14 protein-coding genes are annotated in these 19,520 nt (G+C 62.9%); 7 read left to right on the top strand and 7 right to left on the bottom strand.

Annotated features, from left to right (window positions below; genetic code table 11):
- Positions 1 to 205 precede the first annotated feature (205 nt).
- Entirely contained in the window at positions 206 to 3,541 is a 3,336-nt protein-coding gene (locus tag CO666_RS23145; RefSeq protein WP_097614505.1) for a DUF1217 domain-containing protein, read from the top strand.
- A 241-nt stretch (positions 3,542 to 3,782) separates the two neighbouring features.
- On the opposite strand, the gene CO666_RS23135 is transcribed toward CO666_RS23145, so the two are convergent.
- From CO666_RS23135 to CO666_RS23125, 3 genes are all read right to left on the bottom strand, one after another.
- On the bottom strand, positions 3,783 to 5,219 hold the full coding sequence (locus tag CO666_RS23135; protein ID WP_097614503.1) for an FAD-binding oxidoreductase: 1,437 nt from the start codon (positions 5,217 to 5,219) through the stop codon (positions 3,783 to 3,785).
- Positions 5,220 to 5,253: 34 nt separating this feature from the next.
- The gene (locus CO666_RS23130) at positions 5,254 to 6,228 is read right to left on the bottom strand and encodes an L-threonylcarbamoyladenylate synthase (protein WP_097614502.1); all 975 of its coding nucleotides are present in this window, start codon (positions 6,226 to 6,228) and stop codon (positions 5,254 to 5,256) included.
- A 68-nt stretch (positions 6,229 to 6,296) separates the two neighbouring features.
- The gene (locus CO666_RS23125; protein WP_097614501.1) at positions 6,297 to 6,905 is read right to left on the bottom strand and encodes a DUF6656 family protein; all 609 of its coding nucleotides are present in this window, start codon (positions 6,903 to 6,905) and stop codon (positions 6,297 to 6,299) included.
- A gap of 423 nt (positions 6,906 to 7,328) precedes the next feature.
- On the opposite strand from CO666_RS23125, the gene CO666_RS23115 reads away from it, so the two are divergent.
- Both CO666_RS23115 and CO666_RS23110 read left to right on the top strand, forming a co-directional pair.
- On the top strand, positions 7,329 to 8,573 hold the full coding sequence (locus CO666_RS23115) for an aromatic ring-hydroxylating oxygenase subunit alpha (RefSeq protein WP_097614576.1): 1,245 nt from the start codon (positions 7,329 to 7,331) through the stop codon (positions 8,571 to 8,573).
- Positions 8,574 to 8,717: 144 nt separating this feature from the next.
- Positions 8,718 to 9,203 carry a BA14K family protein gene (locus CO666_RS23110; RefSeq protein ID WP_097614500.1) on the top strand — a complete coding sequence of 162 codons (486 nt, stop codon included), beginning with the start codon at positions 8,718 to 8,720 and terminating at the stop codon, positions 9,201 to 9,203.
- Positions 9,204 to 9,341: 138 nt separating this feature from the next.
- Here CO666_RS23110 and CO666_RS23105 read toward each other — a convergent pair whose 3' ends face one another.
- Together CO666_RS23105 and CO666_RS23100 are read right to left on the bottom strand one after the other, a co-directional pair.
- Entirely contained in the window at positions 9,342 to 9,605 is a 264-nt protein-coding gene (locus CO666_RS23105) for a DUF982 domain-containing protein (RefSeq protein WP_097614499.1), read from the bottom strand.
- 587 nt (positions 9,606 to 10,192) lie between these two features.
- Positions 10,193 to 11,188: a transporter gene (locus CO666_RS23100; RefSeq protein WP_097614498.1), complete on the bottom strand. Its 996-nt coding sequence runs from the start codon at positions 11,186 to 11,188 to the stop codon at positions 10,193 to 10,195.
- A gap of 252 nt (positions 11,189 to 11,440) precedes the next feature.
- Here CO666_RS23100 and CO666_RS23095 point away from each other — a divergent pair, with 252 nt between their 5' ends.
- Together CO666_RS23095 and CO666_RS23090 are read left to right on the top strand one after the other, a co-directional pair.
- On the top strand, positions 11,441 to 13,219 hold the full coding sequence (locus tag CO666_RS23095; RefSeq protein ID WP_097614497.1) for an acyl-CoA dehydrogenase family protein: 1,779 nt from the start codon (positions 11,441 to 11,443) through the stop codon (positions 13,217 to 13,219).
- An 11-nt stretch (positions 13,220 to 13,230) separates the two neighbouring features.
- A complete protein-coding gene (locus CO666_RS23090) occupies positions 13,231 to 13,983 on the top strand; it encodes a crotonase/enoyl-CoA hydratase family protein (RefSeq protein WP_097614496.1) in 753 nt (250 codons plus the stop codon).
- 19 nt (positions 13,984 to 14,002) lie between these two features.
- Here CO666_RS23090 and CO666_RS23085 read toward each other — a convergent pair whose 3' ends face one another.
- Entirely contained in the window at positions 14,003 to 15,253 is a 1,251-nt protein-coding gene (locus CO666_RS23085; protein ID WP_097614495.1) for a class I SAM-dependent RNA methyltransferase, read from the bottom strand.
- Entirely contained in the window at positions 15,250 to 15,996 is a 747-nt protein-coding gene (locus CO666_RS23080; protein ID WP_097614575.1) for a TlyA family RNA methyltransferase, read from the bottom strand. The genes CO666_RS23085 and CO666_RS23080 overlap by 4 nt, the downstream gene beginning before the upstream one ends.
- Before the next feature lie 131 nt (positions 15,997 to 16,127).
- Here CO666_RS23080 and CO666_RS23075 point away from each other — a divergent pair, with 131 nt between their 5' ends.
- Entirely contained in the window at positions 16,128 to 17,132 is a 1,005-nt protein-coding gene (locus CO666_RS23075) for a DUF4424 domain-containing protein (protein WP_097614494.1), read from the top strand.
- A 290-nt stretch (positions 17,133 to 17,422) separates the two neighbouring features.
- Entirely contained in the window at positions 17,423 to 19,360 is a 1,938-nt protein-coding gene (locus CO666_RS23070; protein WP_097614493.1) for a methyl-accepting chemotaxis protein, read from the top strand.
- Positions 19,361 to 19,520: the final 160 nt, after the last annotated feature.

Genomic DNA, 19,520 nt, shown 5'->3' with positions numbered 1-19,520 from the left:
TACAGCTTAAAAATTGCGGTTAAGAAAACTTTGCCTCCTCTGATGGTTATCAAAACCGAATCCGGCAGGGTTTCCGGAAGGTGAACGCTGTGCTGTGCGGAAATGATGCATCCTGAGGTAAGCCTCGGGTAAGCTTTCCATGGCAAAATGGGCTCACCAGCAGTTCGTCGTTCTTTTAGAGATTTTGCCGAAAAGGGCGCTATTCATGATCACGGCTTCCCTCGCTTACACGATCCTGTCGAAGGATATGACGTCCAGCCTCAATAAGGTTGCGTCACAGGCGACGGTCAAGAAGGATGCCGAGTATTACGCGGACAATATCAACAAGGTCAAAGACGTCGACGATTTCCTCGGCAACTACAAGCTCTACAGCTATGCGATGAAGGCCTATGGCCTCGAGGATATGACCTACGCCAAGGCCTTCATGAAAAAGGTGCTGGAAAGCGATCTGACCGACCCGAACAGCTACGCCAACAAGCTCTCCGATACCCGCTACCGCGAATTCGCCGCCGCCTTTAATTTCAATGCGCCTGCCAAGGATGTGCAGACGGACGCGCAGGAGGACGACATGATCGGCCTCTACAAGCAGTCCTTCGCCGATGCCGATAAGGCGGCGAGCGCCGAGAGCACTTATTACAGCAACAATATCGACAGCGTGCAGACGGTCGACGACCTGGTCAACAACACCCGGCTGCGCACCTATGTGCTGAAGACGTTCAACATCGATCCCACCTATGCGTCGAAGGACTTCCTGCGCCAGGTGCTGACGAGCGATCTCAACGACCCCTCAAGCGTCGTCAACACGCAAGGCGGCGACAAATACAAGGCGCTTGCCGCCCAGTTCAGCTTCAATGCCGATGGCACCGTCACCGGCACGGCGCAGACCGCCGCGCAGAAGGCGTCGGTCATCGAGACCTATACGCTGAATTCCCAATCGGTCATCATCGACAATTCGGTCGGTTCCGATGTCTACTATGTCGGCGCGACGGCGGCCGAATATAACAAGGCCTATTACACGGCGAAGATCGGCACGATCACCAATGTCGACGATCTGGTCGCCGACAAACGCCTAACCTCCTACATCACGACGGCCTACAGCATGGGCGCCGACTTCACCGCCGCAGCGCTGCGCACGGTGCTGACCGATCCGGGTTATGCCCAGCTGATGGGTTTTACCAACGTCTACAATGCCTTCAACTTCAAGGCTGACGGGTCGACCTCCAGCACGGCGCGCGTCCAGTCGGTCGACCAGGCGAACAAACTGAAATCGGCTGCATCGAGCACGACCAACTATTATTCCGTGACCTCGCAGTCGAGTGCCATCACCAATGTCGACGATCTGCTGGCCGATAGCGTCATGGCGCGTTACATCAAGGATGCCTATGGCCTCGGCACGAGTTTCAGCAATGCCGACCTGAAGAATATCCTGACCGATTCGACCTATGCCGCGGCCCAGGGCCACGCCGATCTCAATGCCGACTTCAACTTCAATACGGACGGTTCGATCAACGGTTCGGCAATTCAGACCGCAGCGCAGCGCAAGTCGACCACCGACAAGTCCGCGGCAAACGCGGCGCATTTCGACAGCATGATCGGCAGTGTCACCAGTGTCGACGACATCATGTCCGATTCCGTTGCGGTCAGCTATCTCAGAACCAGCATGCAGATTGCAGACAGCGTTTCCGATGCGACGCTGAGGACCTTCCTCGTCGATCGCACCGCGGCCAGCGCCCAGGGCTACAGCGACGTCCACGATCTCTTCAATTTCAAGGCGGACGGATCGGTCGCGACCCTTTACGCCTCGCAGAGCGCCTCACAGAGCGCCAGCACCGCTGGCAAGGCCGACGATGCGGCGGTCTACTACCAGGCGACGATCGCCGGCATCTCCAACGTCGATCAGTTGCTGTCGGACAGCAAGCTGAACAATTTCGTGCGCAATGCCTATGGCATCCCGCCGACGGTCACCGACGTCAATCTTCGCGCGATCCTGACTGACCAGAGCGGCACCGGCACCTATGCCGACGTTGCCGCCGCCTTCAACTTCAAGGCGGACGGCACGCTGAAGGACGGCATGGCCGCCCAGACGGCCACCCAGATCCGCGACACGAAGTTCGCCGCCAGCACCCGCACGGACGACTATTCGGCGCGGATGTCGACGATCGGCAATGTCGACGACCTTCTCGCCGATGACGCGATCACCAATTTCCTGAAGAGCACCTATAATCTGCCGACCGGCATTTCGAACGCCGATCTGAAGAGCATCCTGACCGATGCGACGGCGGCGGCCGCCGCCGGCCACGCCGATCTCAACGCCGATTTCAATTTTGCCGCCGATGGGTCGCTGCCGGTGGTAAGCTCGGTCCAGACGGCCGATCAGGCGCAGACCACCAATGACAACTATATGGCGCGTTACGACGACGAGCGCGACGAGGCGATCGATGAGGTCGCATCCAATTATTCGAGCATGATGGCCGACAGCAGCAGCCTGTTGAACTTTTCCGACATCAAGACCGTCAACGACTTCATGCGCAGCAATTCGTCGGCCGATTTCACCAAGAGCAACGATGATCTGCCGGATCCCTATCATGTGGCGCTGCAGGCCTTCGGTCTGACAGACCAGGAAGTATCGCGCTCGATGATGCGCAAGATCCTGACGAGCGATGCCTATGACCCGAAGGGTTATATCGCCTCGCTGAAGGACGAGCGCATCACCAACCTTGCCCGCGCCTTCAATTTCGGTCCCGACGGCAAGGCGGCCGCACCTTTCCAGGCGCTGCCGGACGCGACCATGGCCAAATACGCCACCGACTACAAGGCGCATGTCACCATGCTGCTGAAGGCCGGCCCGGTGAAGGACAAGGCGTCGAAGGATGCGACCACCGAGGTCGACTATTTCGCCAAGGGCATGGCGAAGGTGAAGTCGCTCGACGATTTCCTCGATGACAGCCGCCTGACCGATCTGGTGCTGAAGGCGAATAATCTCGACCCGAAGGATTACGACAAGGCGACGCTGAAGAAGATCTTCACCTCCGATCCCGACGACAAGAAGAGCTATCTCAACACCAAGGCCGATGCCCGCTTCAAGGATATCGTCGCCGCCTTCAACTTCGACAAGGACGGTAATCTGACCCGCGCCAAGATGGGCACGATTCAGAACAAGGCGGCGGAAGACCGTACCCAGCAGCTCTATGTCCAGCAGACGATGGAAACGCAGCAGGGTGAAAGCAATGACGGCGTCCGCCTGGCGCTCTATTTCAGCCGCAAGGCCCCGAGCATCACCTCGATCTATTCGATCCTCGGCGACAAAGCGCTCTACCAGGTCATCACCACGGCCTACAGCCTGCCGTCGCAGATCTCGGGCATGGACGTCGCCAAGCAGGCCGACCTGATCAACCGCTTCGTCAAGCTCGAGGATCTCCAGGATCCGAAGAAGGTCGACAAACTGCTGCGCCGCTTCACCGCCATGTACGACGTCCAGAACAGCACCCAGCAATCGCCGGCACTGCAGATCCTCACCGGCGGCGGCACGCAGTCGTCCTGAGGCAATTCCGGCAGAAGAAAGACCCCTCCCCAACCCCTCCCCACAAGGGGGAGGGGCTTGAATGCCGCGCTGTCCTGCACAAACCGCATCGTCGGAGACGGCGGAACGGTAACAGCGTGCGAGATTTTGATTTTTGGCCGCCGATCCGGGCCGCAAGTTAGCCCCTCCCCCTTGTGGGGAGGGGTTGGGGAGGGGTCTTTCTTCAGACTGATATCGCCGAACAGGCTTGGTCTCGTCGACCTCACACCTCGAGACTGACCACCTTACCCGGGTTCATGATATCGGCCGGATCGAAGGCGCGTTTGATGCGGCGCATCAGGTCGATTTCGATCGCCGGGCGGATCGCCGCCAGTTCGTCGCGCTTCAGCTGGCCGATGCCGTGTTCGGCCGAGATCGAGCCGCCATGCGCCAGTACCAGCCCATGGACGATATGGTTCATTTCGCGCCAGCGGGCGATGAAGGCGGGTTTGTCGGCGCCGACCGGCTGGGAAATATTGTAATGGATATTGCCGTCGCCCATATGGCCGAAGGCGCAGATGCGGGCGCCCGGCATCGCCGCCATCACCGCGTCTTCGGCCTCGGCCATGAAATGCGGGATACGCGACACCGGCACGGAAACATCGTGCTTGATCGACCCGCCTTCGGGCTTCTGGGCATCCGACATGCTCTCGCGCATGTGCCAGATCGCCTTCTGCTGGGCGACCGAGGCGGCGATTGCGGCATCGAGGACCAGGCCGGCCTCGAAACCCTGTTCGAGCACGCCGTTCATCATCCGCTCCGCCGTCTCGGCCGAGTCGGACGTCGAAATGTCGATCAGCACGTACCAGGGATAGGCCGTGTCCAGGGGATCGCGCACGCCGTCGATATGGCGGGTGGTGATCTCGACACCGAAACGCGGCATCAGCTCGAAACCGGTCAGAGAGGCGCCGCAGAGGCTGGCGGCAAGGTTGAAGAGGCCGAGCGCATCCTCGACCGAATTCAGCCCGGCGAAGGCCACCTGATGGCCGAGCGGTTGGGGGAACAGCTTCAGCACCGCGCCGGTGATGACGCCGAGCGTGCCTTCGGCGCCGATGAAGAGATCGCGCAGGTCATAGCCGGTATTGTCCTTCTTCAGGCGGCGCAACCCGTCCCAGATCTCGCCGGTCGGCAGCACCACTTCAAGGCCGAGGCAGAGCTGGCGCATGTTGCCGTAGGCCAATACGGCCGTGCCGCCGGCATTGGTGGAAAGATTGCCGCCGATGCGGCAGGAGCCCTCCGAGCCGAGCGACAGCGGAAACAGCCGCCCATGCGCCTCGGCCGCCTTCTGCACCTCGGCCAGGATGGCGCCGCCATCGGCGACCAGGACGTTCGCCACCGGATCGACATCGCGGATCCTGTTCATGCGCTCGAGCGACAGGATGATGTCGGCCTTGCCGGCCCGCGGCGTCTGGCCGCCGACGAGGCCGGTATTGCCGGTCTGCGGCACTATCGCCGTTCCGGTCTCCGTCGCAAGCTTCATGATCGCGGAGACTTCCGCGACCGAGCCGGGTTTCAACAGCAGGGGGGAGGAGCCATGATAGAGGCCGCGGTTTTCGATCAGATGCGGGGCAAGATCCCCCTCGTCGCGAAGCGCATATTTGTCGCCGACGATAGCGGCGAAGCGGGCGAGAAGATCGGTGGAAATGCCGGGGCTGCTCATCAGATCGATCCTATCTCGCGTCCTATAAGGTCTGTCAGTCGCGGGGCGCGGCTGCCCGCTGCAGGCGATCGTTGATCGCTTCGCCGAGCCCCTCTTCGGGAATGGGCGAAAAGGCGATGCTCGATGCCCCGCTGGCATCGGCCCGCTTCATATAGTCGAAAAGATTGGCAGCCGCCTCGGCGAGGTCGCCGCGCGGGCTGAGATCGAGAACGATCCGCGCAGCCTGCGCGCCGGAGACCGCGGCACTGCCGAAGCCGATCAGCGCTTCGCCGGGTTCGACGGCGCGCGCATTGAGGCGCACGGCGGCGCCTGGCGCATAATGGGAGGCGAGCATACCCGGTGCCTCGATGGCCGCCGATGCCGTCTTCGCCCTGAGCAGCGGCCTGCCTGCGACGCGCTCGATCTCGCGTGCCGCCAGGCCGCCGGGCCGAAGCAGTCGCAGCCGGTCGCCCTCCACCTTGACGATCGTCGATTCGACGCCGACGGCGCTGGGGCCGGCATCGAGGATCAACGGCACCTTCGCCCCGAGATCGGCCTCGACATGGGCGGCACTCGTGGCGCTGATCGCGCCCGAGGTATTGGCGCTGGGGGCTGCGAGCGGCCGCCCGAAGGCGGCGATCAGGGCACCCGCAAAACCCTTCGGCACACGGATGCCGACGCTGTCGAGCCCGGCGGTCGCCAGCGAATGGATCGGGCTTTCGGGCTTCAGCGGCAGCACCAGCGTCAGCGGGCCGGGCCAGAAGGCTGCGGCGAGCGCCCGCGACACGGGATCGAATTCGGCATGTTCTTCGGCCATCGCAAGATCGGCCATATGGCAGATCAGCGGGTTGAAGCGCGGCCGGCCCTTGGTCTCGTAGATGCGGGTGATCGCCGCCGGATTGGTGGCGTCGGCGGCAAGGCCGTAGACGGTCTCGGTCGGAATGGCGATGGCAAAGCCGTCGGCGAGTGCGGCTGAGGCGGCTTCGAGCGCTGCCTGCCTGTCTGCCTCTATGTCGATGATGCGTGCCATGTGCTGCCCGTGTCTGGTTCCGGCAGTCATTAGGCTTTCCGCCGCCCGCGATCAATCGCCTTGTTTGTTCACAATTGGCGGATGATTTCGCGCAGCTGTTCGTTGCGGGCGCCGAGCAGCAGGATGTTGCGGATCGCCGCTTGCGGATCGTGGGTGCGGAAGAGCAGCCCGTTGCCGCGCACCGACCGGTCGATCGTCATCTTTTCCGCGGAGTTCTCGCCCGGTTTGATGGCGACGGCGAAATACATGCGGGAATAGCCGACATCGATCCGTTCGAAGAAGTTGTCGTTCTCGCCGATATCGGAATAAAAATTGGCGATATAGAAGGCCCAGCTCACCTCTTCATAATGGGCGAACTTCGTCCGCGCTGCGGTGACGTGGCAATAGCCGAGATGCGGGCTGTCCTCCAGCGTCCGGTGGAAGATCATCTTCGGAAACTGGATCGAGTGGTGAAAGCCGTTGATGTGCTGATGGGTCCTCTCGCCGGCCACCTGCAGCTTGCGTCCGGTTTTGGCGGCGACCTCGTCATGGGTGAGATAGCGCTTTTCCTCGGCCAGCCAGTGCCGCCGTTCGCGGGGAATGCGGCCGGTGCGCAGGAATTCGGAATGCGCGGCAACCAGCTGCGGCTCCTGCGATCTGCTCGTTTCTTTCGCGTCGAAATACCGGAGTTTGGCCATGATTCGCGTGCTTCGTCGGTCTCGGATCGTCAGCAGGATAGGAGCGTATGCTTAAGGCGGTGTTAAAACGGCGCCGGTCGCCGCCTGCATGCAGGGCCGATATCCGCCGATGTCGCAAATGCGATAATTCCGGCTGTCCGGCAGCCTCGCTCTTGGCGGATCGGGTCTTTACGCCATGTCGCAATTGACGATAATGACCTGCGGAGTCGGGGGATGCGATCGCTCCGAACGGGCTGCTTGCATCCTGTCGTCAATTTCGAAGCCGATGTCGCATTACAACCAAGCGGCAGACAACCCAGATGATTAAATGGGCTCAGGTGATTAAATGACCGCCATGAACAATTCTCTCGAAGGAGAAGGAAGCGGGCGCGCTTCCGCCGGCCTTCAGCGTCAGGCGGCAACCGGGTGCACGAGGACATGAAGATGGATATTCGCAGCAACGTTTTGCGTCAGCTCAAGAACCGCCGGGAGGGCTTCAGCCTCGAACGGCCGTTCTATATCGACGAGGATTATTTCCAGCTCGACATGGAGATGATCTATTACCGCGACTGGCTGTTTATCGGCCATGATTGCGAACTGCCGAAGGCTGGCGCCTATTTCACCGTCCAGATCGGCAGCTATCCCGTCGTCATCGTCCGCGGTAAAGACAATGTCATCCGCGCCTTCCACAACAGCTGTCGTCATCGCGGCTCGCGCGTCTGCACCAAGGAGCACGGCTCCTCCGTGCGCCTCGTCTGTCCCTATCATCAGTGGACCTATGATCTCGAAGGCAAGCTCGCCTTCGCCCGCCACATGGGCGATGATTTCGATAAGACCGGCTTCAATCTGAAGCCCGTCCATTGCGAAGTCGTCGCAGGCTATGTCTTCATCTGCCTGGCCAACACCGCTCCGGATTTCCAGACGGTGCGCGACAAGATCGAGCCCTATGTCGCGCCGCACCGGATCAGCGAGAGCAAGGTCGCCTTCCAGAGCACGATCATCGAGAAGGGCAACTGGAAGCTCGTCTGGGAAAACAACCGCGAGTGCTATCATTGCGCCGCCAATCACCCCGAACTCTGCCGCACCTATCCCGAAGCCCCGAGCGTCACCGGCACGGATGGCGGCGCCGACGATCCCGAAATCGCCGGCCATTGGGCGCGCTGCGAGGCCGCCGGCCTGCCGAGCAAGTTCCAGATTTCGCCGGACGGCCAGTTCCGCACCGCCCGCATGCCGCTGATCGAGGATGCCGAAAGCTACACAATGTCGGGCAAGCGCGCCGTCAAGCGCCCGCTCGCCGACGATATCTCGATCAGCCATATCGGCACCATGCTGCTCTTCCACTATCCGACGACGTGGAACCATCTGCTGGGCGACCACGCCATCTCCTTCCGGGTGCTGCCGCTCAGCGCCAACGAGACGGCGGTGACCACCAAGTGGCTCGTCCACAAGGACGCCGTCGAAGGCGTGGATTACAATCTCGAGGAACTGACCCACGTCTGGACCGAGACCAACGACCAGGATCGCCGCATCGTCGAGGAGAATGCTTTCGGCATTCACTCGCCGGCCTATGAGCCCGGGCCTTATTCCTCCCTGCATGAGGGCGGCGTCATGCAGTTCCTCGAATGGTATTCGAACTTCATGGTGAACCGCCTGCAGGGCGACCAGTCGAAAATCTCCGCCGTCGCCTGATCGCATCGCCGGCGCCGGTTAATCTCCGGTTCAGTTCGACCTCTCTAAAAAGGAAAGCGGTCGGCCCTCGGCCGCTTTCGGAACCATTCGGGCGCGAAGGCGTTGCCGGGCAGGCGGTGCTCGCTGTTTGAATGGGAGAGAGAAATGATCGGGCTGAGAAATAAGATCGCATCCGCAGTTCTGGCCGCCGCCGTCGTTCTGACGGGCTTCGTGCCGTCGCAGGCAATCCAGATGCCCACCGCCCCGCAGGTGGAAAAATCCTCCGCCGTCGAGAATGTCCAGTATCGCCGCTACTATCGCGGCGATTATTACCGGCCCGGCTATCGCCCCGGCGCCTACTATCGACCTGGCGCCTACTACCGGCCGGGCTATTACGGCGGCTATCGCGGATATTCTTATTACCGCCCGGGCTACCGCCATTATAACGGCTACTGGTATCCGCTCGCCGCTTTCGGCGCCGGCGCAGTCATCGGCGGCGCCATCGCCGCTCCGCGTTACGTCGAGCCCGCGCCCCGCATGGGTTCGGCTCACGTCGCCTGGTGCGCCAATCGCTACCGGTCCTATCGGGCTTACGACAACACCTTCCAGCCCTATAACGGCCCTCGCCAGCAGTGCTATTCGCCTTATTGAGGTGACGCATTTGCCCTCACCCTCACCTTCTCCCCGGAAAACGGGGAGAAGGTGCCGGCAGGCGGATGAGGCAACGCCACTCTCAGAATCCCAAATCTTTTACCCTCAAAGAATAGTCACCCGCCGCCGCTGCGAAACTCAGTGAACGACGGTGATCACCGAAATGCCAGCTTCGTCGGCGGCACGGATAAGCGCTGCTCGCGCGTCCCGAGCCGGAATTTCCCCATGAATTGCATCCCGGCACGCCCTGATCGCAATAAGATATTCGTCTCCATCGTCGATCGGCCAGCCGACGGTCAGCATCTCGGCGGCCTGCCCAAGGGTTGCAACAAGCTTGTATTTTTCCGGCCCACTCACAACGAGCATCAGAGGGGCAAACTCTGCGGATGTGCACCATTTCATGACATTAGGTCTCCCCACGGTGAATACATTAGTAACCGTGCAAGAACCGTTCCGGGCGAGGTGTTGCCTCGGTGGCGAGTTTGGCCGGAACCTTGCCCCACCCTCCGTCATCGCAGGCCTTGAGCCGAGATCCATGCCCGCTTAAGAGCGAGGCCGTGGATCCTCGGGTCAAGCCCGAGGATGACGGAGAGTGCGGTGCGCTTTCTGCCAAGTGCCGCGACGTGGGAGGAAATTGGAGGACGCGAGCCCGGCAGTCACGCCGCCCCCAAAGAATATCCATAGGATGAGCGCGACGGCGTAGTGGTGCCGTTGTTGCCGACGGCGAAGGGCGTGGGCCGTGTTCGTCGCGAAGAGGCCCGTCACAGCGTCGCCGGTGAGTTTGGCCGGACGCTACCTCACCCTCCGTCATCCTCGGCCTTGAGCCGAGGATCCATCTCCGCTGCTGATGGAGGTGGCCTACGTGGATTCTCGGGCCGGGCCCGAGGACGACTGAGGGTGGGACGAGTTCTGTGGCAAGTACAGCGACGTTTGATGGAATAGGACCGAACCCAAGCCTCTCCGCCCAACAATCACGTCAAGCCTCCCCCTCAAAGAATATTGACCCGCCGCAGCAGCCACCAGGCAAAGGCAATCGACGCGACGATCAGGGCGACGGCGTATTCGGTGCCGTAGTCGCCGACGGCGAAGGGCAGGTTGGCCGTGTTCATGCCGAAGAAACCGGTCACCAGCGTCGGCGGCAGCAGGAAGGCCGTCATGATCGACAGCAGGTAGAGATGGCGGTTGGTCTCGGAGGATTGTTTCGAATCGATTTCTTCGTGCAGCAGGCGGGCCCGGTCCTGCAGCGCATAAATATCGTGATCGACCGTTTCCAGCCGGCTCGTCAGCCGCCGCGCCACGTCGTCGAAGCCGAAGGGCATCTCGTCGTCGTCGGCCGCCGCCGCGCGGCGCATCAGCGCCAGCACCGTGCGCAGATGTCGATGCAATCTCACCACGGTTCGCCGCACCGGCGCCAGCCGCCGGCGTTCGTCGCGCGGCGCATTGTCGTAGACGATATCCTCGATCTGGTTCAGTTCTTCGGTAAGTTCCATGACGATCGCGATCAGCGTGCGCTGAAACTCGATCACCAGCAGTTCGAACAGATCGACCGGCCGTGAGAATTTGCCCGGATTCTTCTCGATCAGCGCCCGCGCCCGCTCGACGCTGCGCAGTGGCTGCAGCCGCGTGGTGATGATGAAGCGGTCGGACATGGCGAAATGCAGCCAGCCGAGATTGTTGGTGTCCTGAGCGAAGTCGCGCTGGCAGTCGACGAGCGTGCCGTAGAGCATCTGCTCGTCGACGGTGATGGCCGCATGCGTGTCACGCGTCGTCAGCGCCGATTTCGCGTCCTCCGTCAGCCCGGCGAGCGTCTCGAGCAAGGCGGGCACGCGGGCGTCGACAAGATTGAGGTGCAGCCAGTAGAAACAGTTGTCGGCGGTCAGTTCCGCCACCGTCGCACTATTGTTCAGCCGCACCGCCGTCTTTTCATCCGGCGAGAAGCGATAGGCCCAGACGAAGCCGGGTATATTGACGGGCAATGTATCCATTGGTCGCCGGTCCTTTGCGAAGGCGATGTCATTCCTTTGAAGCGCGCCGCATCCTGCACACTTCCGGGCGTCATGCATTAGAGATTCTCCATGACGTTCATTTGTGCAAGGTTGCAAGAGCCAAGCGTCATGCGGGGTAAACTATCGCATGGCAGACCGGGAAATCGAAATTGACGTTTACGTAAAAATCAATTAGCCCTTGCCTCGGAGGGGCTTTGCCGAGGTGCGGGCCGATCCCAGGGAGGAAAGAGCATGTACAAGGCGCCCGTCGAGGAAATCGCGTTCACGTTGAAGCACGTAGCCGGCATGGGCGAGGCGATTTCAGAAGGGTTTTTCGGCGATCTCGGCGAGGATCTCATCGATGCCATCCTTTCCGAGGCGGGACGTTTTGCCACAGAGGAAGTGGCGCCTCTCGCCGATATCGGCGATCGCCAGGGTGCGCGCCTGGAGGACGGTGAGGTCAGGTTGCCGGACGGCTGGCGCGATCTCTATCGCAACTGGATCGCCGGCGGCTGGAACGGGCTGACGGCGCCCGAAGCTTTCGGCGGCCAAGCCCTGCCGCATATGCTGAATGTCGCCGCACTCGAAATGTGGAATTCCGGTTCCATGGCCTTCGCTCTCGCCCCGACGCTGACGATGGGCGCCATCGAGGCCGTCAGCACCCATGGCAGCGCGGCGCTGAAGGAGAAATATCTGGCAAGGATGGTGTCGGGCGAATGGACCGGCACCATGAACCTGACCGAGCCGCATGCCGGCTCCGACCTCGGCGTGCTCAAGGCGCGCGCCGAACGCTGCGCCGACGGCAGCTACCGGCTCTTCGGCCAGAAGATCTTCATCACCTGGGGCGAACATGACGCGGCCGACAATATCATCCATCTGGTGCTCGCCCGCCTGCCGGATGCGCCGGCCGGCACCCGCGGCATCTCGCTCTTCCTGGTGCCGAAATTCCTGGTGAACGACGACGGCTCGCTTGGGCCCCGCAACGATCTGTTCTGCCACTCGCTGGAGCACAAGCTCGGCATCCACGGTTCGCCGACCTGCACGATGATCTATGGCGACGGAAAGTTCGGCGGTGAAAAGGGCGCTGTCGGATGGCTGGTCGGCGAGGAGAACAAGGGGCTCGCCTGCATGTTCACGATGATGAACAATGCCCGCCTGGCCGTCGGCATGCAGGGCGTGGCGATCGCCGAGGCCGCCACCCAGAAGGCGCTCGCCTATGCCAGAGAACGCACCCAGGGCAGGGCGCCCGGCTGGACCGGCGCCGGCATGAGCCCGATCGTCGAACATCCCGACGTCGCCCGCATGCTCGCCACCATGAAGGCGCTGACCCAGGGCGCACGCGCCATCTCCTATGCCTGCGCCCATGCGATCGACATGTCCCATCGGGCCGGCGAGACCAGCCGCCACTGGCAGGAGCGCGCCGCTTTGCTGACGCCGATCGCCAAATCCTTTTCGACCGATGCCGGCGTCGACGTCGCCTCGCTCGGCATCCAGGTGCATGGCGGCATGGGCTTCATCGAGGAGACGGGTGCGGCGCGTTATCTCCGCGACGCCCGCATCGCCCCGATCTACGAGGGCACCAACGGCATCCAGGCGATCGACCTCGTCACCCGCAAACTGCCGCTCTCCGGCGGCGATCAAGTGAGAGGCTTCATCGCCGAACTCAGGACGATCGCCGATAGGATCCGTCACTCCAATCTCGGTGGCTTCGGTCAAACGGCTGCCAGGATCGACGCCGCTATCGCCGACCTCGACGCGACCACCGCCTGGCTGTTGAAGATGCTTGCCGATGGCAGGACCGCCGAGGCGCTCGCCGGCGCGACACCCTACCAGCGCCTGTTCGGGCTTACGCTTACCGGCTGCTATCTCGCCAAGGGCGCTCTCGCCGAGAGCGCCGATGGCGCGGGCGAAGGCCGCATCGCACTCTGCCGCTTTGCCGCCGAAAATCTGCTCGCCGAGTCTGCCGCCCTTCGCGACCGGGTCGTCAACGGCGCGGAAAGCCTTGCCGCCGCCCGCATCCTGCTGACCTGAGAGGAAAATCAATGACCGATCATATCGTCGTCGAGCAGCCTGCCGCCTATCCCGGCGTCCAGCTCATCCGCTTCAACCGGCCTGAAAAGAAGAACGCCATCACACGGGCCATGTACCGTGTGATGACCGATGCGCTGAATGCGGCGAACGCCAATCCCGAGATCCGCGCCACGGCCTTCCTCGGCACCGAAGGCTCTTTCTCGGCCGGCAACGATATGGGCGATTTTCTCGCTGCGGCGATGGGCGGCGGCCTGGGGCCGGAGCTCCTCGATTTCCTCTATGCGCTGGTGAATGCCGAAAAACCCATCGTTTCGGGCGTCGATGGCCTCGCGATCGGCATCGGCACCACGATCCATCTCCATTGCGACCTGACCATCGCCTCGCATCGAAGCCAATTCCGCACACCCTTCGTCGATCTGGCGCTGGTGCCGGAGGCGGCTTCCAGCCTGGTCGCGCCGCGGCTGATGGGCCATCAGCGCGCCTTCGCCCTGCTTGCGGCCGGCGAAGCCTTTTCGGCTGAAGAGGCGAAGGAAGCGGGTCTGGTCTGGAAGGTCGTTGAAGCCGCAGAGGTCGATAGCCTGACGCTTGCCACCGCAGCGCGCCTCGCGGCCAAGCCGCCGGAAGCGCTGCGCATCGCCCGCGATCTCATCCGCGGCGAGCGCGGCGAAATGATCGCCCGCATCGACGAGGAGGCCCGGCATTTTGCGGCGCGCCTCAAGAGCGCCGAGGCCCGGGCCGCGTTCGAAGCCTTCATGCGTCGCTGACGCCAAAGGCAATCGGTGCCTATTTCTCCAGCGTCGCCACCACCTCGACATGCGCGGTCCAGAGGAATTGGTCGATCGGCGTCACCCCGGTGATGCGATAACCGCCCTCGACGAGGATTGCGAGGTCGCGCGCCAGCGTCAGCGGATTGCAGCTGACGGCGACGATCTTCTTCACCGCGGAGCGGGCGAGTTCCTTGCACTGGAACTCCGCGCCGGCCCGCGGCGGGTCGAAGACGACGGCGTCGTAGGGCTTGAACTCCTGCGTCATCAGCGGACGGCGGAAGAGATCGCGTTTTTCGACGCTGACCGGCTTCAGCCCCTGTGTCTTGCGGGCGGCCTGGTCTAGGGCTGTAAGCGCCGCTGCCTCGGCCTCGACCGCATGCACCCGGCCGATGCGCGCCAGCCTGAGCGAAAACGTGCCGGCGCCGGCAAAGAGATCGGCGATCCGCTTGGCCTTGCCGATATGCGCAAGCACCAGTTCCGCCATCGCCTCTTCCGCCGGTTTGGTCGCCTGAGCAAAGCCGCCCGCCGGCGGCGAAACCTGGACGCCGCCGAAATCGATGAGCGGCTTTGTCGGCTCGACGAGGATTTCGCCGTTCAGCGAAACACGGGCAATGCCGCGCAGGCTGAGCACGGTCTCGATCGCCTTGCGCCGCTGCGGGTCGGACAGTTTCTTCACCTCGTCGACGGCGACATCGAGCCCGGACAGCGTTTCGAGCACAGCAATGCGGAAGGGTTCGGCATTGGTCGCAAGCGAGGCGCCGATCGCCCTGATCGCCGGCAGCCGGGCGATGATCCCTGCCGAAGAGATCGGACATTCCTCGATCGCGACGATATGATGGCTTTCGGCTTGGTTGAAACCGATCAGCATATCCTTCTCGGTCTTGCGCGCCGCAAACACCACGCGGCGGCGCTCGCCCGGCCGGGCCGGAACGATCTCGCCGACATCAGGCGTCAGCCCCTTGGATCTCAGCGCATCGACGACCAGCTGGCGCTTGAAGGCGCGGTAGGGACCATCTGCCATATGCTGCAGCGTGCAGCCGCCGCAGGTGCCGTTGAGACCGTCCGGGCCGAAATGCCGGCAGGGCGGCTCCTGCCGGTCGGGCGAGGCGGTCGTGATCGACATGATCGTGCCCTGGCTCTTGACGCGGGCGATCGCCACGCTTTCTCCAGGCAGGGAAAAGGGCACGTAGACAGGTCCGCCGGCGCTGCTCGCAATGCCGTCGCCCTGGGCGCCGAGTTTTTCGATCGTGACGGTTTCGGTGCTCACGGTTTCAATCCTGCCAGAAGGTATTCCCGATTGCCGTCGCCGCCTGATATCGGGGAGGGGATGAGGCCAAGGCTGTTCCAGCCCATGTCCTCGGTGAACCAGCGCGCGAGTTCCGCGGCGACGGCGGGCGCGGAGGTGGGGTCTTTCAGCAACCCGCCCTTGCCGATCGCCTCGCGCCCCGCCTCGAACTGCGGCTTGACCAGCAGCACGGCGACGGCGCCCGGCTCGGCGATCTCAAGAGCCGGCGCCAGCGCCAGCTTCAGCGAGATGAAGGAAACGTCGGAGACGATGAAGGTGGCGGGTCGGCCGATATCGTCAGCCGTCAAATTGCGGGCATTGAGGCCTTCCCGATTGGTCACGCGTGCATCGCCAGATATGCGCGGGTGCATCTGCCCATGGCCGACATCGATCGCGGTGACATGCTGGGCACCCCGCTGCAGCAGCACCTCGGTGAAACCGCCAGTGGAAGCGCCGATATCGAGACAGTGATGGCCGGCGGGATCGAGCCGGAAATGGTCGAGGGCGGCGGCAAGCTTCAGTGCTGCGCGCGAGACATAGTCCTGCGCCGGATCGTCGATCTCGATGACGGCATCTTCGCCGATGAGCGCGCCAGCCTTCGTCACCACCTGGCCGGCGATCCTGACGGTGCCGCGTTGCACGGCGTCTCGCGCCCGCGAGCGGCTGGCAAAAAGGCCGCGGGAGACGAGAAGCTGGTCGAGGCGTTGGCTGTTTTGATCGGACATCGGCTGTGAATGACCGGCAAAGCCGCCGGTTGCAAGCGTTTTGTTCCCGGGAGCGTCATTGACCCTCAAAAGCTTTCGGCGATAATTCTGCCGCGGCAATCGCGGGGCGGCCGCAGACACGGGGGTGTTTTATGCTGAAGCTCTTCACTCTTCTCGTCGCGGCGGGGATCGCATCGCCGGCGCTGGCGAACGACACCATGGCCGAGGTCAGGACCGGTGGGTTGATCTTTGCCCAGTCCGACGATGTCAGCATGGCGGAGGAGGATCTCTTCATCTCCGCGTCGCAGGTGCGTGTCGATTATGTCTTCGAGAACACGTCCGACAAGGACGTCGAAAGCCTGGTCGCCTTCCCGATGCCCGACATCACGGGCCAGGTCGACAACACCTCCGCCATATCGGATTACGACAGCGACAATTTCCTGCATTTCTCCACCATGCAGGACGGCAGGCCGATCACCGCCAAGCTGCAGCAGCGCGTCGTCTCGCTCGGCATCGACGTCACCGACGAGCTCGCCAAATACGCCATTCCGGTCCTGCCCTACAGCCAGAAGACGGCCGCAGCACTGGCCAAGCTCCCCGAAACCGTCCAGAAGGACTGGACCGCTCGCGGTCTCGTCTATCCCATGGACGAGGGCGATGCCAGCATCTCTCTCGTGCCGCTCTGGACGCTGCGCTCGACCTATTGGTGGCGCACCACCTTTCCGGCGAAGAAGAAGGTCAGTGTCCAGCATCGTTATACGCCGGCCGTCGGCGGCACCGTCGCCATCAGCTTTCTCGAAGGTGGCGAGGCGAAAGGCGAACGCTTCGAGGAATATTCCCGCAAATACTGCCTGGATGCGGACTTCGTCAGGACCGTCCGGCAGCGGGCCGGGGAGGCCGAGGCCGGCGGCGCCAACTATACCGAAAGCTGGATCTCCTATGTGCTGTCGACCGGCGCCAACTGGGCGGGGCCGATCCGGCGCTTCCAGCTGACGATCGACAAGGGCAAGCCCGGCAGTCTCATCAGCTTCTGCGGCAGCAACGTCGAGAAGATCGGCCCGACGACCTTCCGGATGACGGCGGAGGATTTCGATCCCGAGAAGGATTTCGACATCCTGATCCTCAATCCGCCGGAAGCGGAATCGAAGACGCCCTAATGCATGTCGCCCGGAAGCGGACAGCGCTTCCGGGATAACGAACATGCATAACCAGAGAAATTAAGCACGTTTAATCATCGGCGCGGCCGCTGCAGCGACGGATAATTTAAGCAAATCTAAAGCTCGCCCGCATAGCTTTGGCGCGATTGCAGCGGTTCGTTTGAACCGCTTCGTGCCATGAAGGCGCAAGGCGTCTCCCCGCCGATCATGTTCCAATTCAGAAGGTTTGCGGTTGCGCGTCTCGCGCTCCCGCCTTTCGCCGCGTCGACTGTCGCCAGGAGAAATCACCGATGTCCGCCAAAAACATATCCTTGAACGGAAAGCTTGCGGCCACGTTCGCAGCCCTCATTCTTATTTTCGTCGCCGTTTCCGCTTTCGTCTATTCCAAGGCGACGGCGTCGGCGGCCGCTTCCGCCGAGCAGGAAAAGTCCGAACTGCTGGTCAATCAGATCGACGATGCGCTGCAGGCGATGCTCGAGCAGGCCGTCAACCTGCGCGGCTTCATCCTCTTCCGTAGCGACAGCACCTATGGCGATGTCTTCGCCAATCGCGAGCGCATGCTGAAGGCGATTGCCGCCGCCAGGCAGACGGCCGCGGCCGAGCCGCAGCTGATCGAGATGATCGACGGCATGCAGAAGGCGGCCGACCTTTATTTCCATGAACTTGCCGAGCCGCAGACCAAGGCACGCAAGGAAACCGACATGCCGATCGAAGAGGTCGTCAAGATCGGCGTCAACGCAACCAAGGGCCAGCTCGACGGCTTCCGCCAGGCCTCGGCCAAGATCAAGGCCACCGCCCGCGCCAAGTCGGATGCGCTCGCTGCGGTGCGCGCCGAGGCCAACAGCGATCTGAAGACGACGCTGCTGGCCGGCGGCATTCTCGCCTCGCTCGCCGCCGCCCTGCTCGCCTGGCTGATGTCGCGCACCATCGTCCGCCCGGTCGTCGGCATGACGGCGGCCATGGATCGTCTCGCCGGCGGTCAGAACGATATCGAGGTTCCGGCTGTCGAGCGTGGCGACGAAATCGGCCGCATGGCCCAATCGGTGCTGGTCTTCAAGCAGGCGGCAATCGAGAAGCTGCGCCTTGCCGGTGAAACCGACCGTATGCGTGATGACGCCGAGCGCCAGCGCCAGGCAAGCGATGAGCAGAAGGCACGCGAGGAAGGCGAACTGCGCCATGCCGTCGACGCCCTGGCCGGCGGCCTTGCCGGCCTTGCCGACGGCGATGTCGCCGCGCGCATCCAGACGCCCTTCGCGCCGCAATATGACAGCTTGCGCAACGACTTCAACAATGCCGTCGAAAAGCTGCAGGCCGCCCTTCAGTCGGTCGGCCGCAACGCCTCGGCGATCAATGCCGGCGCCGGCGAAATCCGCTCGGCCGCCGACGATCTGGCCCACCGCACCGAACAGCAGGCCGCTGCCGTCGAACAGACCGCAGCAGCGCTCGAGCAGGTGACGACGACCGTCCGCGACAGCGCCAAGCGCGCCGAGGATGCCGGCAATCTCGTCGAGCGCACCCGCCTCGGCGCCGAAAAATCCGGCGATGTCGTCCGCAGGGCGGTTTCCGCCATGCAGCAGATCGAGAAGTCTTCGGGCGAAATCTCCAACATCATCGGCGTCATCGACGATATCGCCTTCCAGACCAACCTGCTGGCTCTCAACGCCGGTGTGGAAGCGGCCCGCGCCGGCGATGCCGGCAAGGGTTTTGCGGTCGTCGCCCAGGAAGTGCGCGAACTCGCCCAGCGCTCGGCCAATGCCGCCAAGGAGATCAAGGCCTTGATCACCACGTCAGGCGAACAGGTCATCGCCGGCGTCTCCCTCGTCGGCGAGACCGGCAAGGCGCTGGAGGCGATCGTCGCCGAGGTGCAGGAGATCAACCGCCATGTCGGCGCGATCGTCACCGCCACCCGCGAACAGTCGATCGGCCTGCAGGAGATCAACACCGCCGTCAACAATATGGATCAGGGCACGCAGCAGAATGCGGCCATGGTCGAAGAACAGACCGCGGCAAGCCATGCGCTCGCCCAGGAAGCCAGCGCGCTGGACGAGCTGCTGCGCCAGTTCAAGCTCGGCCAGGCCGCCCCGGCGCCGCGCGCCAGTGTTGCCGCCGCAAACGCCCGCCCGGTCGCCTCACCGGCCCGCGCCCTTGCCGGCAAGGTCGCCAAGGCCTTCGGCGGCCGACAGGCCAGTGCTGCGGCGGTGGTTCAGGAAGAATGGACGGAGTTCTGAGAGGCGCCCTTCTTCGGAAGGGATGTTGAATGAAGGGGCGGTGCAGCGATGCGCCGCCCTTTATTGATAGGACCTGCCGTGTGGCCCCCTTGCATGTTCAAACTGCATCCGATGTTTGATGATGGGTGCGACCCCTGGGGGATGGCCATCCCCCAGGGGT

It is taken from the genome of Rhizobium chutanense (genome assembly GCF_002531935.1).
GTDB classification, from domain to species: Bacteria; Pseudomonadota; Alphaproteobacteria; order Rhizobiales; family Rhizobiaceae; genus Rhizobium; species Rhizobium chutanense.
This window is presented reverse-complemented; position numbering and strand designations above follow the sequence as displayed.